We start from the raw sequence: 13,857 nt of genomic DNA, 5'->3' as shown, positions 1-13,857 counted from the left end.
GACATGGAAGATATCTCGGTCCGCCACGTCCGTAAGGAATTCTCGCGCTACCCGGCGCTGCACGATGTGTCGCTCGACATTGAAGGCGGCGAGCTCATCGCGCTGCTGGGGCCGTCCGGCTCGGGCAAGACGACGCTGCTGCGTCTGATTGCCGGTCTCGAATCACCGACGGCCGGCCAGATCTTCTTTGGCGAGGAGGATGCGTCCGCAAAATCCGTGCAGGACCGCAATGTCGGCTTTGTGTTCCAGGCCTATGCGCTCTTCCGCAACATGACGGTGCTCGACAATATCTCGTTCGGCCTGCGCGTGCGGCCGCGCCAGACCCGCCCGCCCAAGGAAGAAATCCGCAAACGGGCCATGGAACTGCTCGAACTCGTCCAGCTCGGCGGGCTCGAAAAGCGCTATCCCCAGCAGCTTTCCGGGGGGCAGCGTCAGCGCGTGGCCCTGGCGAGGGCGCTGGCCATCGAGCCGCGAGTGCTGCTGCTGGACGAGCCGTTCGGCGCGCTCGACGCCCAGGTGCGCAAGGAACTGCGCAAATGGCTGCGTGAAATCCACGACCGGACCGGCCACACCACCGTCTTCGTCACCCATGACCAGGAAGAGGCGCTCGAACTGGCCGACAGGCTCGTGGTCATGAGCCAGGGGCGAATCGAACAGGTCGGGACGCCCGACGAGGTCTATGACCGGCCCAATTCGCCCTTCGTCTTTTCCTTCATCGGCGAATCAAGCGCCTTGCCGGTAACGGTCGAAAACAAGCAGCTCTGGGTTGGGGGCAGGGCCATCGGTCTGGCCGCGCCCGAGGCGCCAGAAGGGGTGGCGCGGCTCTATTTCCGGCCGCACGATGTCGAACTGGTGGAAGGGCAGGCCTGCCTTGCAGGGGTTGTCGTCGCCAGTCGCCGCGTTGGCGGCACGCGGCGGGTGGAGCTTGAAATCGGCGGCGATCAGGGGCTGGTCGAGATCGACCTGCCGTTCGATCATCCGGCCGGCGAAAAGAGCCGCATCGCCTTCCGACCCAAGCGCTGGCAATTGTTCCCCGTGGCTGGGGCCGCCGGGTAGGTTTCTCCACGGCGCGGCAAACTCGGTTGCCTCGTCTCGCGGTAATTTGAGGAGTCTTAACTCCCAGCCGCTAGCTTGGGTGCTTTCCAAGCCCAAGCGTTGCGGCCGATGATAATTACTTGCCCCCATTGCCAGACTCGCTACCAGATCGCTCTGGAGACCATTGGGTCGGCCGGCCGCAAGGTGCAGTGCGCCAATTGCGGCGAGGCCTGGCAGGCGATGCCCGAATTCCCCAAGCCGAGGCCCAAGCCGACCCTGGTGCAGCCGGGCGAGGAATATCCGGACGACAAGCTCTTCGATGAGGCCGACGAGGCGCGGCTCGATGCGGAATTCGCCGCCCAGGAGCGCGAGGCCTCGGCGCAGGCCACAGGCGAGGACGACGAATCGTCAACCGACGAGTTCGCCGATTTCGAGGAAGTCGAGGAAGAAGCGATCAACCCGCAGATGCCGCCGCGGCCGGCCGTCGACCCCGCGCTGGCGCGCAAGCAGCAGCGTGCCTTCTTCCGCCGCCAGAATGCGCGCGGGCGGCAATTGCCGATGGCGCGCGTGCGCCGGACGGCCCGTATCCTGGTGGCAGTCGCCCTGGTCATGCTGATCGGCGGCGGGCTCTTCTTCCGTACCAATATCGTGCGCCAGTTCCCGGCGCTTGCCGGCCTCTATGAAAGCGTGGGCTTGGGCGTCAACGTCGTGGGCCTCGAAATCCGCGACCTCAAGACCATGCGCAGCCAGCGCGCCGGCAACGACATCCTCTCGATCGAATCGCGCATCTATTCGGTCGCCAACCGGATCGTGCCGGTGCCTTCCGTGGTGGTGACGCTGCTCGATGGTTCGGGCGCCGCGCTCTACGAATGGAGCGTTACGCCCCAGGCGCGCGACCTCAAGCCGGGGGAAGTGATCGACTTCTCTACCGAACTCCCAAAACCTCCAGCCGGGGCGTCGCAGGTCAAGCTGACGTTCGCCTCGAGCCGGGGACAAAGCCCGGCCACAACGGCCGCAAACAATCTAGACAGTGAGACGCGTTGATGGCCCGGATCCTTGTTGCAGAAGACGACGACAACGTACGCCAGTTCGTGGTGAGAGCCCTTGAGCTCAAGGGCCATGACGTAGTGTTTGCCGAAGATGGGGGCCTGGCCGCCGAAGCCATGGCCGAGCACGATGGGGCGTTCGACCTCATGCTCTCGGACATCAAGATGCCGGTGATGGACGGCATTGCGCTGTCCCTGTCTGTGGCGGCGGCCTATCCCGAGATCACCATCCTCCTCATGACCGGGTTCGCCGACCAGCGCGAGCGCGCCCATGGACTCGAAGCACTGATCTACGATGTCATCCCCAAGCCCTTCAGCCTGCAGATGCTGATGGACAAGGTCGACGACGCCCTTGCGGGCCGCCCGGCCGAGATCGTCTCGCTGGCCAGGCAGGCGATGAACGGCGGCTGATACCGGCCCGCGACAAAGGGTGGGGTTCACGCCGCCAGCGGCAGGGTCTAGGCAAGGGGTGCTGCCTCCCGGCAAACCGTCCAACTTTTCCGGAGTGACCGCATGGTCGCCGCATTTGCCCAACTGCTCGCCTGCCAACTGGCGGGCGAAGTCGTCACACGCTGGCTGAACCTACCCATTCCGGGCCCGGTCCTGGGCCTCGTCATCCTGGCGGCCATCCTGCTCGTGCGGGTCCGCTATCGGGACGACAGACTCGAACTCCCCGTCGAACGTACGGCCACGGCCATCCTTGCCAATCTCGGCCTGCTCTTCGTGCCGGCGGGGGTGGGGGTCGTCCAGCAGCTCGGGCTGCTGTCGAGCAATGCGGTCGGCATCGCGTTGACGCTGGTCTGTTCCACCCTCGTTACGCTCCTGGCGACCGTGGGAACCTTCCTTGCGGTCAAGAAGGTGATGGCATGACCACCGAGCCTTTTGCCCTTTGGGTCTATCTTTCTTCCCAGCCGCTGCTCTGGCTGGTGGTGACGCTGTTTTCCTGGCTGGCGGCCGATCGCATCGCTGTGCTGGCGGGGCGCAACCCGATCGTCAATCCGGTGCTGATCGCCATCCTGCTGGTCAGCATCGTGCTCACGGTTTCGCGCACGCCCTACGGGGTCTATTTCGAAGGGGCGCAGTTCGTGCACTTCCTGCTCGGCGCCGCCACGGTGTCGATCGCCGTGCCCCTGGTGCGCAACCGTTCGGTAGTGCGTGCCAACCTGGTGCCGCTGGTGGCGGCCCTGGTCGTCGGCTCGGTGGTGGCGATCGTCTCGGTCATCGTCCTGGGGCGTCTCTTCGGCCTGCCCCACGATATTCTCATCGCCATGGCGCCGAAGTCGGTCACGGCGCCCGTCGCCATGGGCATTACCCAGGCGCTGGGCGGGGAGCCGTCGCTGACGGCGGTGCTGGTGATCCTCACCGGCGTCCTCGGCGCCGTGATCGTGACCCCGCTCATGAACGCGTTCCGTATCCGCGACTACGCGGCACGCGGCTTTGCGGTGGGGTTGTCCTCGCACGGCATCGGCACGGCGCGCGCCTTCGTCGTCGACCCGCTGGCCGGCACCTTTGCCGGCATCGCCATGGGCCTCAACGCCATCCTCACCTCGATCCTGACCCCGATTCTCGTCCACTGGCTGCTTTAGGCAGCCGGGCCGGAGGTCAGATCCAGTCCGGGACGCTATCGAGCGCAATCAGCTCCTCGATGCTGCGCCGGGAGCGGATGACGTGCCACTTGTCGCCATCCACCAGCACCTCGGGAACGAGGGCGCGGGTGTTGTAGGTCGAGGCCATGACCGCGCCATAGGCGCCGGCGCTCATCACCGCCAGCAAGTCGCCTTCCCTGACGCCGGGCATTTGGCGGCCGAGGGCGAGGTAGTCGCCGGTCTCGCAGACCGGGCCGACGATATCGGCGGTGATCTGGGGCAGGTTGGAGGGCGTCACGGGAACCACGCCGTGATGCGCTTCATAGAGCGTGGGCCGGATGAGATCGTTCATGGCCGCGTCCACGATCACGAAGGTCTTGGCGCCTTCCTTGACGTATTCGACCTTGGTCACCAGAACGCCGGCATTGCCGACGATGAGGCGTCCCGGCTCGATGACGAGCGTGGCGCCGAGGTCGCCCAGCTTTTCGCGCACGATCTTGGCATAGGCGGTCGGATCGGGCGGGGCGTCCTGGTCGTGGTGATAGGGGATGCCCAGGCCGCCACCGACATCGACATGGCTGATCTTGTGGCCGTCGGCGCGCAGGTTGCGCACCAATTCGGCAAGCAGCGTAAAGGCATCGACGAAAGGCGCCAGGTCGGTGATCTGGCTGCCGATATGCATGTCCACGCCCGCCGCCTCGATATGTTCGAGGCTGGCGATGCGATTGTAGACCTCCCGCGCCCTGGCGAAGGGGATGCCGAACTTGTTCTCGGACTTGCCCGTCGAGATCTTGGCGTGGGTCTTGGCGTCGACATCGGGATTGATGCGCACCGAGACGCGGGCCACCTTGCCCATCGAGCCGGCGATCATGTCGAGGCGTTCGAGCTCGGGTTCGCTCTCGACGTTGAAGCAATAGATACCCAGCTCGAGGCCCCGGCGCATTTCGGCGATGGTCTTGCCGACGCCCGAGAACACGATCTTGCTGGCCGGGATGCCGGCGGCGATGGCCCGCTCGAGCTCGCCGCCCGACACAACGTCGGCGCCGACGCCGAGCTTGGCCATGAGCTTGAGGACCGCCTGGTTGGAATTGGCCTTCATCGCGTAGGCGAGGAGGGTCGGAATGCCGGCGAAGGCGTCCTGCATGACCTTGACGTGGCGTCGCAGGGTGGCCGCCGAATAGACGTAGAAGGGCGTGCCGACCTTGCCGGCGAGTTCGGTCAGGTCGACGTCTTCGGCGAACAGCACGCCGTCGCGGGTCTGGAAGTGATGCATTTTATGCTGCTTTTCTTACTCGACGCCGCCGTCGCCGTGGCCCGGGGCTGACTTGGTCTTGCGGGGTTCGCTCTTCTCGCCGGTCAGCGCCTCTTTCCAGCGCGCGGCCTGCGCCAGCACATTGTCGGGCGCGGTGCCGCCATAGCTCTTGCGCGAGCGTACCGAGCTTTCGACCGAGAGCACCTTGTGGATGCGGCTGTCGATGCGCTCATCGATGGTCTTGAAGTCCTCGATTGTCAGGCCATCGAGCGCGATGCCCTTGCGCTCGGCGAGGGCTACGATCTGCCCGGTGATGTGATGGGCGTCGCGGAAGGGAATGTTGGCCTCGCGCACCAGCCAGTCGGCGATATCGGTCGCGGTCGAGAAACCGGAAGAGGCGGCGTCGTGCATGCGCTGCCGGTTGACGGTCAGGTCGCCGATCATGCCCGTCATCGCCGCCAGCGACAGCGAGAGGGCGTCGAGCGCGTCGAACGTGACTTCCTTGTCTTCCTGCATGTCCTTGGAATAGGCGAGGGGCAGGCCCTTCATCACGACGAGGAGGCTCGTGAATGCGCCCAGGATGCGGCCGATCTTGGCGCGCGTCAGCTCGGCGGCGTCAGGGTTGCGCTTCTGGGGCATGATGGACGAGCCCGTCGAGAACTTGTCCGAGAGGCGCACGAAGTTGAACTGGGCCGAGCTCCAGATCACCAGTTCCTCGGCGAAGCGCGACAGGTGCACCGCGCAGATGGCGGCCGCAGAGAGGGTTTCAAGGGCGAAATCGCGGTCCGAGACGGCGTCGAGCGAATTGGCGGTCGGCCGGTCGAAGCCCAGGGCCTCGGCCGTCATGTGCCTGTCGATCGGGAACGAGGTGCCGGCCAAAGCCGCCGAGCCAAGCGGGCTTTCGTTGAGGCGCTTGCGGGCGTCCGCGAGCCGTCCGGCGTCGCGTCCGAGCATCTCGACATAGGCCATCAGGTGATGGCCGAAGGTTACCGGCTGGGCGCTCTGCAGGTGGGTGAAGCCGGGCATGATGGTCTCGGCTTCTTCCTCGGCGCGCTTGACCAGCTCGAGCTGGAGCGTTGCGATCTGGGTCGCGAGCGTATCGATGGAATCGCGCACATAGAGGCGGAAGTCGGTGGCGACCTGGTCGTTGCGCGAGCGCGCCGTGTGCAGGCGCCCTGCGGCGTCGCCGATCATTTCCTTGAGGCGGCTCTCGACATTCATATGGATGTCTTCGAGCGCGCGCGAAAAGTTGAACTTGCCGCCCTCGATCTCGGCGAGCACCTGCTCTAAGCCAGCCACGATCGCATCGCGATCGGCCTGCGTCAGAATGCCGGTTTGCGCCAGCATCCGGGCGTGGGCAATTGACCCGGCAATGTCCTGCCGGTAGAGCCGCTGGTCAAAGCCGATCGAGGCGTTGATCTCTTCCATGATGGCATCGGGGCCCGAGGAGAACCGGCCGCCCCACATACGATTGCTCATCACTAGTCCTCTGGAGTCGTTCATGAGTGAAAGCGCGCCCGGAACCGAAAAAAAGCGGTTTCCCCGTCTGTTGTTGAGCGTGGGACTGGTCGCAGCGGCGCTAGCTATAGCGGTCGGGGTGTGGGTTAGCAATGGTTCGACCCAGGCCAAGGAGTGCCCGGTCAACAAGGATACGCTGGCGAAAATCGATGCGGCGGCGGTCGGGGAACTGGCGGCGCTCAATCCGTCCATGCAGCCGCGCAGCTATGCCGACATGACCTTCCAGGACAAGGACGGCAAGCCCAAGACCATCAAGGACTTCGCCGGCAAGACGCTGCTGGTCAACTTCTGGGCGTCCTGGTGCGTGCCGTGCCGGGAGGAGATGCCGGCGCTCAATGCCCTGGCCGAGAAGTACAACGATGCGGGCTTCGAGGTGCTGCCGATCAATCTCGATATCGGCCCGGAAGGATCGGGCAAGGCCCAGAAGTTCCTCGACGAGGGGCAGTGGGCGCATCTGCCGCTCTATGCTGATCCGAGCTTCAAGGTCTTCGAACGGCTCAAGACCGAGGGCGTGGCCTTCGGGCTTCCGGCCACGGTGCTGCTCGACGACAAGGGCTGCGAGATGGCGGTGCTGCAGGGGCCGGCCCATTGGGATACGCCCGATGGCGGCAAGGTCGTGGAGGCCCTCAAGAGCCTCCTCAAGATCTAGCGGAAAGTCAGAAAGGCTCGTTCAGGCGAGCTTGTCGACCACCACGCCCTGTCCGGCAGGGGCGGGCGCGTTCTGGACGGCCTGGGCCACCATGTCGGCCAGGTTCGTTTCCATCTGGTGCTGCTGGCGCATGACGGCGACCTGGATCAGGTTCTGCGTCTGGGCCGCCGACATCATTGCTGCTGAAACTGCGATGTTCATATCCATGGCCGCACCTTAGCGGACCACGGTAAAACAAAGCCTAAGGCGCGATCCGGTAATGGTAGTGGTAAAGGTCGCGGGTGAAGCCGAGGCGCTCGTAGAGCGCGCGGGCGGGCAGGTTGTCTGTCACGACCTGGAGGCACGCCGCTTCGGCGCCCTCGTGCCGTGCCCAGTGCATGAGGCTCGAGACCACGGCCCGGCCGAAACCCTTCTGACGAAATTGGGGTGCCGTGCCTACCGATTCGAGCACCAGCAGGCCGTCGTGGATGACGCCATAGGCATGGGCGCAGACCTGGCCATCCTGGCGGATCGAAGCGAAGCGGCGGGGCGGCACGATGGTCTCGAGCATGCGCCGGTAGATGGCGAGATTGGCTTCGCTGTGATTGCCGCCGGCCTGGAAGGTGGCGAGCCAGGCGGCATCGGGAGCGCTCGCCAGTTCGACGCCTTCGGGGCCGCCCCGCAGGGCCGAAAAATCCGCCACGAGCGTCGTCACGTCGTCCACGAAGGCATAGCCGAGCGCTTCGAGTCGGCTATCGATTTCGGCCGCCATGTCGGGCAGCCGGAAGAAGAGTTTCCGGCCGAGCGAGGCATAGAGCGCGCCGGCCTCGGGGATGATCCTGTCGGCCTCGCGCCGTTCCCAGCGCAGGGGGTTGACCGAGTTGGTGCGCTTGGTGTGGCCGCCCGACATGCGCAGCACCCAGCCGTGCAGGAGCACCTGGCGGGTCGCCGGCCAGGCATTGTGGCAGGCTTCTTCCACTCGCCATTTGAGGTCGATATCGCTCATCGGGGCAGGCTCCCGCCCCAGAGGGGCACGTCTCGGCGCTTGAGGATGGTGGCAAGGAGCGCGCCGGCGACCACCCCGCCCAGATGGGCCCACCAGGCCACCGGCTCGGTCGAGCCGATGAGAAGATAGAAGATCTGCATCAACACCCAGACGCCCAGCATCCAGAAGGCGGGGAGCGGCAGGGGCACGGGTATCCAGATGCGGGCGATGACGATCACCCGGGCATGGGGGAAGAGCACGATATAGGCGCCCATCACCCCGGCCACGGCGCCAGAGGCGCCGATCAGCGGGCCGTTCCCCATCGGGTTGAAGGCCAGGTAGATGAGGGCGGCGAGCGCCGCGCAGGCCAGGTAGAAGAAGATGTAGCGCACATGGCCCATTGCATCCTCGATATTGTCCCCGAAAATCCAGAGGAACAGCATGTTGGAAAGCAGGTGCAGCCAGTCGATGTGGAGGAACGCATAGGTTTCCAGGTTCGCCCAGGCCGGCAGCCAGGCGAGCGGCGGCGCCACGAGCCCGCGCACCACGATAGGGATCATCCCGAATTCGATGGTCGCCGTTTCGAAGGCATCGCGCGGCAGCGCCACCGTAATGAGGAAGACCAGGACGTTGATCGCGATCAGCGTATAGGTCACCACCGCGTACTTGATATGGCGCTTGGGGTTCTCGTCGAAGATCGGAAGGAACATCAGGCGCGCCCCGCCGGGCGAGAACGCATGATGGCCGCGTGGCGAGCGGCGAGCAGGTTCACTCGGCGTTCCTGGTCGTCTGGGTATAGCGGCCGGGCGCCCACAGCACGTCCTTGAGCCCGTTGGCATTGGCGACGCGGGCGAGCACGAAGAGGAGGTCCGAGAGGCGGTTGACGTAGCGCAGCACCTCGGCGTTCACGTCGCTTTCCTCCGCGATCAGCGCCACGACCAGCCGTTCGGCGCGGCGGGTGACAGTGCGAGCCATGTGGAGCTGGGCAGCGAGCGGGGTGCCGCCCGGCAGCACGAAGCTCGTCAGCGGCGCCAGCCCGTCGTTGAAATGGTCGATCTGCTTTTCCAGCCACTCGGTCTGCGCCGCGGTGATGCGCAGCGATTTTTCGTCGGGGCCATCTTCGCCGGGGGTGGCGAGGTCCGAGCCGACGTCGAAGAGATCGTTCTGCACCCGGGCGAGGATGGTATCGACCTTGGGCATGGACTGGGTGCCGGTGCGGGCCAGCCCGATCAGCGAGTTGGTCTCGTCGATGGTGCCGAATACTTCGATGCGCAGGTCCGCCTTGGAGCGGCGCGGTCCGCGCACGAGGCCCGTCGTGCCGTCGTCCCCGGTCTTGGTATAGATCTTGTTGAGCTTGACCAAACTGCCCTCCCGCCGAAAGTGACTAGCTGCGCGTCCCGAAGACCAGCAACGCGATCAGGATCAGCACCACCACCACGGCCTGCGCGATGACGCGGGCCCGCATGAGCTTCTGGCTCATATTGGGGTCGCCCCCGCGGAACATGTTCACCATGCCCCAGCCGAGAATGAACGCGACTACGGCAAGGCCGATGAAGATGAGGATGTTGTAGGCGCCTTGCATACTAACCTTTCGGCTTGGCGATATAGGCGGAAAGAGCGCTGCCAAGCCGGTCATAGATGGCACGAATTCGCCGGCTGGTGAACAATTCCCTGTGGGTTGTGAGCCACACTTCGAGGTTGGGAATGCGCAGTTGCGGCAGAAGCCGGCGCATTCCGGGCTCGGAATCGACGAGCCCTGCCTGGGCGAAAGCGATCCCCAGCCCGGCGCGTGCGAGTTCCCAGGCCAGGGTCTGGTCGTCCGTGCGCAACGGGAAGTCTTCGCGCCGGAGCGCGATCCCCATCGAGGAGGCGGCGCGGATGAGGAGGTCTGAGCGATCGAACCCGATCAGGTCGTGCCCGTCGAGATCCTCGATGGCTTCGGGCACGCCACGCCGCGCCAGGTAGCTTTCGTGGGCGCAGCAGACGATCGCCAGTTCGCCCAGCTTGCGCGTCACCAGTTCGAGCTGGGTCGGCCGGAACATGCGGATGGCGATGTCCGCCTCGCGCAGCAGCAGGTTTTCGGCCGAGTCGGATGGCACCAGCTCGAGGGCGATATCGGGATATTCGGTGCGGATGGGCACCAGGAGCCGGGGCAGGACGAAGTGGGAGACCACTTCGCTGGCGGTGATCCGCACGGTGCCTGCCAGCCCGGGCTGGGCCCCCTCGGCAACAAGCGTCGCCTCGGCAAGGGCTCTTTGGGCGCCGCGCACGGGTTCGTAGAGGCGCAGCGCCGTTTCGGTCGGCCGGAACCCGCCCAGCGTGCGTTCGAAGAGCACGACGCCCAGCGACTGCTCGAGGGCGTCGACGTGCCGCCCGAGCGTGGGCTGGCTCAGGCCAAGGCTGCGCGCGGCGGCCGAGAGCGACCCCGTTTCGACGACGGCGGCAAAGCTGCGCCAGAGCGACCAATCCGGATCATTCATTATTGAATAGCCAGTCTGCTGATTTGGGGAATTCATCAACAAGCATGAATGATCGATGTTGTTGGTGTCAACCAAGGAGATTTCATCATGACGAGCAAGGGCAAGGTTACGGTTCTGGGGATCAACGGCCATATCGGCCAGCATGCGGCGCGGGCATTCGTCGCCGCCGGCTGGGAGGTCAGCGGCTTCGGACGGTCCAACAAGCAGCCGATCGAAGGCGTGCGCTTCATCAAGGGCGACGCCGAGAACGTGGCCGAGATGGCAGCGGCGGTTGCCGACGCCGAGGTCGTCGTCAACGCTCTCAACCTGCCCTATGACAAGTGGGACAACGGGCGCAAGGAAGCGCAGATGGCGCGGGTCATCGAGGCCATGGGCCGGTCGGGCAAGACCATGGTCTTCCCCGGCAATATCTACAACTACGCCGCCAGCCAGCGCCACGTGACCCCGCAAACACCGCAGAACCCGCAGACGCCGCGCGGCGCTATCCGCGTGCGGGTCGAGGCGATGCTCCGGCAGGCCGCCGAGCGGGGAGACATGCAGGTGCTCATCGTGCGGGCCGGGGACTTTTTCGCGCCCCATAACGGCTTTGACTATTTCGACCAGGCCATCCTGCGGGAGGCCGGCAAGAACCGCGTCGCCATCCCCGGGGCACCGCAGACCGGCCATAGCTGGGCCTACCTGCCCGATCTCGGCCGCGCCTTCGAAAAGGTGGCGAGCGAACGCGCCGGCCTCTCCAACTTCGAGAACTTCCACTTCGCCGGGCATTTCGTGACGCATGGCCAGCTTGTCGCGGCAGTCCAGGCCGCTGCGCCGGTGCCGCTCAAGGTGGTGCCGTTCCCCTGGACGATGCTCAAGCTGGTCGGGATCGCCATGCCGCTCATGCGCGAAGTGGTCAAGATGCGCTATCTCTGGGACAACACCATGGAACTCGAGGACCCGCGGCTCGACGCGATCCTGGGACCCGACTTCGCCACCCCGTTCGAGGAGGCCATCGGCGCTGTCGTCGCCCCGTTCTTCGCCGACCGGCGCCAAGCCGCCTGAGGCGGGAAGGTGAGGGGGCACGTGGTTGACCGTGCTCCCTCACGCAAATCCGAGATGGCGCCGGATGTCGTCAGCCGACCAGCCTGCGGCCCGCAAGGCCCGCAGGCTTTCCGATGACCGCGATTTGGAGAGTTTCTTGCCCTCCCGATCCAGGATCAGCGGGTGAAACGTATAGATGGGCGCCGGCAATTCGAGCAGGGCCTGAAGCAGCACATGGAAATCGGTCGCCGCCTCCATGTCGCGTCCGCGCGTCACGTGGGTTATGCCCTGCGCCGCATCGTCGACCACCACGCTCAGGTGATAGCTCGTCGGGGTGCCCTTGCGCTGGATCACCACGTCGCCCCAGCGTTCGGGGCGGGCCAGCCGCTCGAGGACCGGTCCGGTCACGTCGGGTTCGGCAACACGGAAATGGCGCGACCCGGCGAGCGCGATGGCGCGGTCCGATTTGAGCCGGTACTGCACGGGATCCCCGCGTGCCAGTCGTTCGGCGACCTGTTCCCTCGAAAGGTGCCTGCAGGTCCCGGGGTAGAGCGGCGCGCCGTCGGGGTCACGGGCTGTGGCGGCTGCTGCGATCTCGCTGCGCGAGCAGAAGCACGGGTAGACGAGGTCGAGCGCGGCCAGTCTTTCGGCCGCCGCTGCGTAGATGGGAAAGCGTTCGGACTGGTAGAGCACCGGCTCGGGCCAGGCCAGGCCCAGCCAGGCGAGATCTTCCATGATGGCGTCGGCAAATTCGGGTTTACAGCGCGTGATATCGGTGTCCTCGATCCGCAGCAGCGCGACCCCGCCAATCTCGGCTGCCGCGCGCCAGGTAAAGAGCGCCGAGTAGGCATGTCCCAGATGCAAGTAGCCATTTGGACTTGGCGCAAAGCGCAAGATCGGTTGAGATGTCACGTGCCCTGTCCCTCCACTCCGTTCCCGAAATGACCACTCGCCTACCCTTGGAAGACCGGCTCGATTCTGTCGAGACGCTGGGGCGCCATCTCGAGCGGCTGCTCCTGCTCGATCCGCGCCTGGCGCCGGTCGCCGAGGCCGCAGGCAGCTTTTCGCTGCGCATCAACCCGCCCGGCTTTGCGGGCATGGCCAAGATCATTATCGGGCAGCAGGTGTCGGTGGCGAGCGCGCGCGCCATCTGGTCGCGGTTCGAGCTGGTGCCCGGGACACTCGAAGCCGCCAGCTACGCGGCGCTCGAGGACGCCGCGCTCGAAGGAGTCGGGCTTTCCGGCTTCAAGAAGCGGACCTTGCGCGTCGTGGCCGAGGCCGCGGCGTCCGGCGCCCTGGATTTCGAAGCGCTCGCCACGCTTCCGGCCGAAGAGGCCGTTGCCGAGCTGACGCGCCACAAGGGCATCGGACCCTGGACGGCGGAAGTCTACCTGATGTTCTGCGCCGCCCACCCGGACGTGTTTCCGGCCGGCGACCTGGCCCTCCAGAAGGCCGTCATGCACGGGCTAGTTCTTGCCGAAAGGCCGAGCGCGCGCCAACTCGTCGAAATCGCGCAGGACTGGGCTCCACATCGGGCCACGGCCGCACTACTGTTCTGGCGATACTTTGCTGTTTTGCGCGATCGGGAAGGCATTGCCCTATGACCACTCTCTCCGGACCCATGCTCGCTGCATATTCCGGTGGCCCGCCGCGCCAGCTGGTGGTGCTCCTGCACGGCTATGGATCGGACGGGGCCGACCTCATCTCGCTGGCGAGCCATTGGCAGGCGTTGCTGCCCGATGCGCTTTTCGTTTCGCCCAACGCGCCGGAAGTGTCGCGCGACAACCCGGCCGGCTATCAGTGGTTCGCCCTCGACCTCGACCGGGCGGAAAGCCGGACGGTGGGCCTGCCTCTGGCACGGCCGGTGGTGGAGCAGTTCCTGGGCGCGCTGTGGACGCAGACGGGTCTTTCACCCCGCGAGACGCTGCTGGTTGGGTTCAGCCAGGGCGCCATGATGGCGCTCCATGTCGGCACGGCGCTGGACGAGGCGCTCATGGGCATCATCGCCTTTTCGGGTGCCTTCGTGCCGCCGCCCGAGTTCGGCCGGCACAAGGGGGCGAGGCCGCCGGTCTGCCTCGTCCATGGCGATCTCGATCCGGTCGTCGATCCTGCCTTTAGCGATGAGGCTGCCGAGGCGCTTCGCGCTGCCGGCTACGAGGTCAGCTATCATGTCGATCATGGGGTGGGGCACGGCATTTCGCCGGACGGGCTCGCCTTCGCCAGTGCCTTCATCGAGGGTGCCGTCGCCCGGCTCTAGCACCATAAAGTCAACGCTTTCCGGCTTCACAGCCGCGTCACAAAGGGCAT

18 protein-coding genes are annotated in these 13,857 nt (G+C 65.7%); 9 read left to right on the top strand and 9 right to left on the bottom strand.

Annotation, left to right across the window (positions count from 1 at the left end; genetic code table 11):
* Positions 1-3: 3 nt before the first annotated feature.
* From FNA67_RS19495 to FNA67_RS19475, 5 genes are all read left to right on the top strand, one after another.
* Positions 4-1,056: a sulfate/molybdate ABC transporter ATP-binding protein gene (locus FNA67_RS19495; protein WP_147657741.1), complete on the top strand. Its 1,053-nt coding sequence runs from the start codon at positions 4-6 to the stop codon at positions 1,054-1,056.
* Between the two features lie 108 nt (positions 1,057-1,164).
* The gene (locus FNA67_RS19490; protein WP_147657738.1) at positions 1,165-2,079 is read left to right on the top strand and encodes an MJ0042-type zinc finger domain-containing protein; all 915 of its coding nucleotides are present in this window, start codon (positions 1,165-1,167) and stop codon (positions 2,077-2,079) included.
* The gene (locus tag FNA67_RS19485) at positions 2,079-2,492 is read left to right on the top strand and encodes a response regulator (RefSeq protein ID WP_147657736.1); all 414 of its coding nucleotides are present in this window, start codon (positions 2,079-2,081) and stop codon (positions 2,490-2,492) included. The genes FNA67_RS19490 and FNA67_RS19485 overlap by 1 nt, the downstream gene beginning before the upstream one ends.
* 102 nt (positions 2,493-2,594) lie before the next feature.
* Entirely contained in the window at positions 2,595-2,951 is a 357-nt protein-coding gene (locus FNA67_RS19480) for a CidA/LrgA family protein (RefSeq protein ID WP_049706750.1), read from the top strand.
* The gene (locus FNA67_RS19475; RefSeq protein ID WP_147657734.1) at positions 2,948-3,667 is read left to right on the top strand and encodes an LrgB family protein; all 720 of its coding nucleotides are present in this window, start codon (positions 2,948-2,950) and stop codon (positions 3,665-3,667) included. Before FNA67_RS19480 ends, FNA67_RS19475 begins: the two co-directional genes overlap by 4 nt.
* 16 nt (positions 3,668-3,683) lie before the next feature.
* Here FNA67_RS19475 and lysA read toward each other — a convergent pair whose 3' ends face one another.
* The gene (gene lysA / locus FNA67_RS19470) at positions 3,684-4,940 is read right to left on the bottom strand and encodes a diaminopimelate decarboxylase (protein WP_147657732.1); all 1,257 of its coding nucleotides are present in this window, start codon (positions 4,938-4,940) and stop codon (positions 3,684-3,686) included.
* A 15-nt stretch (positions 4,941-4,955) separates the two neighbouring features.
* Positions 4,956-6,398, bottom strand: coding sequence for an argininosuccinate lyase (gene argH / locus FNA67_RS19465; RefSeq protein ID WP_174851690.1), 1,443 nt, complete (start codon positions 6,396-6,398; stop codon positions 4,956-4,958).
* 118 nt (positions 6,399-6,516) lie between these two features.
* Here argH and FNA67_RS19460 point away from each other — a divergent pair, with 118 nt between their 5' ends.
* Positions 6,517-7,086 (top strand): TlpA family protein disulfide reductase, encoded by a 570-nt coding sequence (locus FNA67_RS19460; RefSeq protein ID WP_244616402.1) that lies wholly within the window; start codon positions 6,517-6,519, stop codon positions 7,084-7,086.
* Positions 7,087-7,107: 21 nt separating this feature from the next.
* Here the strand turns inward: FNA67_RS19460 and FNA67_RS19455 are convergent, their stop codons facing one another.
* Genes FNA67_RS19455 through FNA67_RS19430 form a run of 6 tightly spaced genes read right to left on the bottom strand, consistent with a single transcriptional unit; the run spans position 7,108 to position 10,530 of the window.
* Positions 7,108-7,293 (bottom strand): hypothetical protein, encoded by a 186-nt coding sequence (locus FNA67_RS19455; protein WP_147657728.1) that lies wholly within the window; start codon positions 7,291-7,293, stop codon positions 7,108-7,110.
* Positions 7,294-7,327: 34 nt separating this feature from the next.
* Positions 7,328-8,071 carry a GNAT family N-acetyltransferase gene (locus tag FNA67_RS19450; RefSeq protein ID WP_147657726.1) on the bottom strand — a complete coding sequence of 248 codons (744 nt, stop codon included), beginning with the start codon at positions 8,069-8,071 and terminating at the stop codon, positions 7,328-7,330.
* Positions 8,068-8,760, bottom strand: coding sequence for a rhomboid family intramembrane serine protease (locus tag FNA67_RS19445; protein ID WP_049706745.1), 693 nt, complete (start codon positions 8,758-8,760; stop codon positions 8,068-8,070). Before FNA67_RS19445 ends, FNA67_RS19450 begins: the two co-directional genes overlap by 4 nt.
* 58 nt (positions 8,761-8,818) lie before the next feature.
* A complete protein-coding gene (locus tag FNA67_RS19440; protein ID WP_147657722.1) occupies positions 8,819-9,412 on the bottom strand; it encodes a cob(I)yrinic acid a,c-diamide adenosyltransferase in 594 nt (197 codons plus the stop codon).
* A gap of 22 nt (positions 9,413-9,434) precedes the next feature.
* On the bottom strand, positions 9,435-9,632 hold the full coding sequence (locus FNA67_RS19435; RefSeq protein ID WP_082202276.1) for a twin transmembrane helix small protein: 198 nt from the start codon (positions 9,630-9,632) through the stop codon (positions 9,435-9,437).
* A 1-nt stretch (position 9,633) separates the two neighbouring features.
* On the bottom strand, positions 9,634-10,530 hold the full coding sequence (locus FNA67_RS19430; protein WP_147657720.1) for a LysR family transcriptional regulator: 897 nt from the start codon (positions 10,528-10,530) through the stop codon (positions 9,634-9,636).
* Positions 10,531-10,617: 87 nt separating this feature from the next.
* On the opposite strand from FNA67_RS19430, the gene FNA67_RS19425 reads away from it, so the two are divergent.
* The gene (locus FNA67_RS19425; protein ID WP_170267369.1) at positions 10,618-11,571 is read left to right on the top strand and encodes an NAD-dependent epimerase/dehydratase family protein; all 954 of its coding nucleotides are present in this window, start codon (positions 10,618-10,620) and stop codon (positions 11,569-11,571) included.
* A 39-nt stretch (positions 11,572-11,610) separates the two neighbouring features.
* Here the strand turns inward: FNA67_RS19425 and gluQRS are convergent, their stop codons facing one another.
* Entirely contained in the window at positions 11,611-12,414 is an 804-nt protein-coding gene (gene gluQRS, locus FNA67_RS19420) for a tRNA glutamyl-Q(34) synthetase GluQRS (protein WP_244616401.1), read from the bottom strand.
* A 77-nt stretch (positions 12,415-12,491) separates the two neighbouring features.
* Here gluQRS and FNA67_RS19415 point away from each other — a divergent pair, with 77 nt between their 5' ends.
* Together FNA67_RS19415 and FNA67_RS19410 are read left to right on the top strand one after the other, a co-directional pair.
* Positions 12,492-13,154, top strand: coding sequence for a DNA-3-methyladenine glycosylase family protein (locus FNA67_RS19415; protein ID WP_147657712.1), 663 nt, complete (start codon positions 12,492-12,494; stop codon positions 13,152-13,154).
* Positions 13,151-13,807: an alpha/beta hydrolase gene (locus FNA67_RS19410; RefSeq protein WP_147657710.1), complete on the top strand. Its 657-nt coding sequence runs from the start codon at positions 13,151-13,153 to the stop codon at positions 13,805-13,807. The genes FNA67_RS19415 and FNA67_RS19410 overlap by 4 nt, the downstream gene beginning before the upstream one ends.
* Positions 13,808-13,857: the final 50 nt, after the last annotated feature.

The organism is Youhaiella tibetensis (assembly GCF_008000755.1).
GTDB lineage: Bacteria > Pseudomonadota > Alphaproteobacteria > Rhizobiales > Devosiaceae > Paradevosia > Paradevosia tibetensis.
The sequence above is the reverse complement of the archived record's forward strand: the minus strand, read 5'-3'. Positions and strand labels throughout refer to the sequence as shown.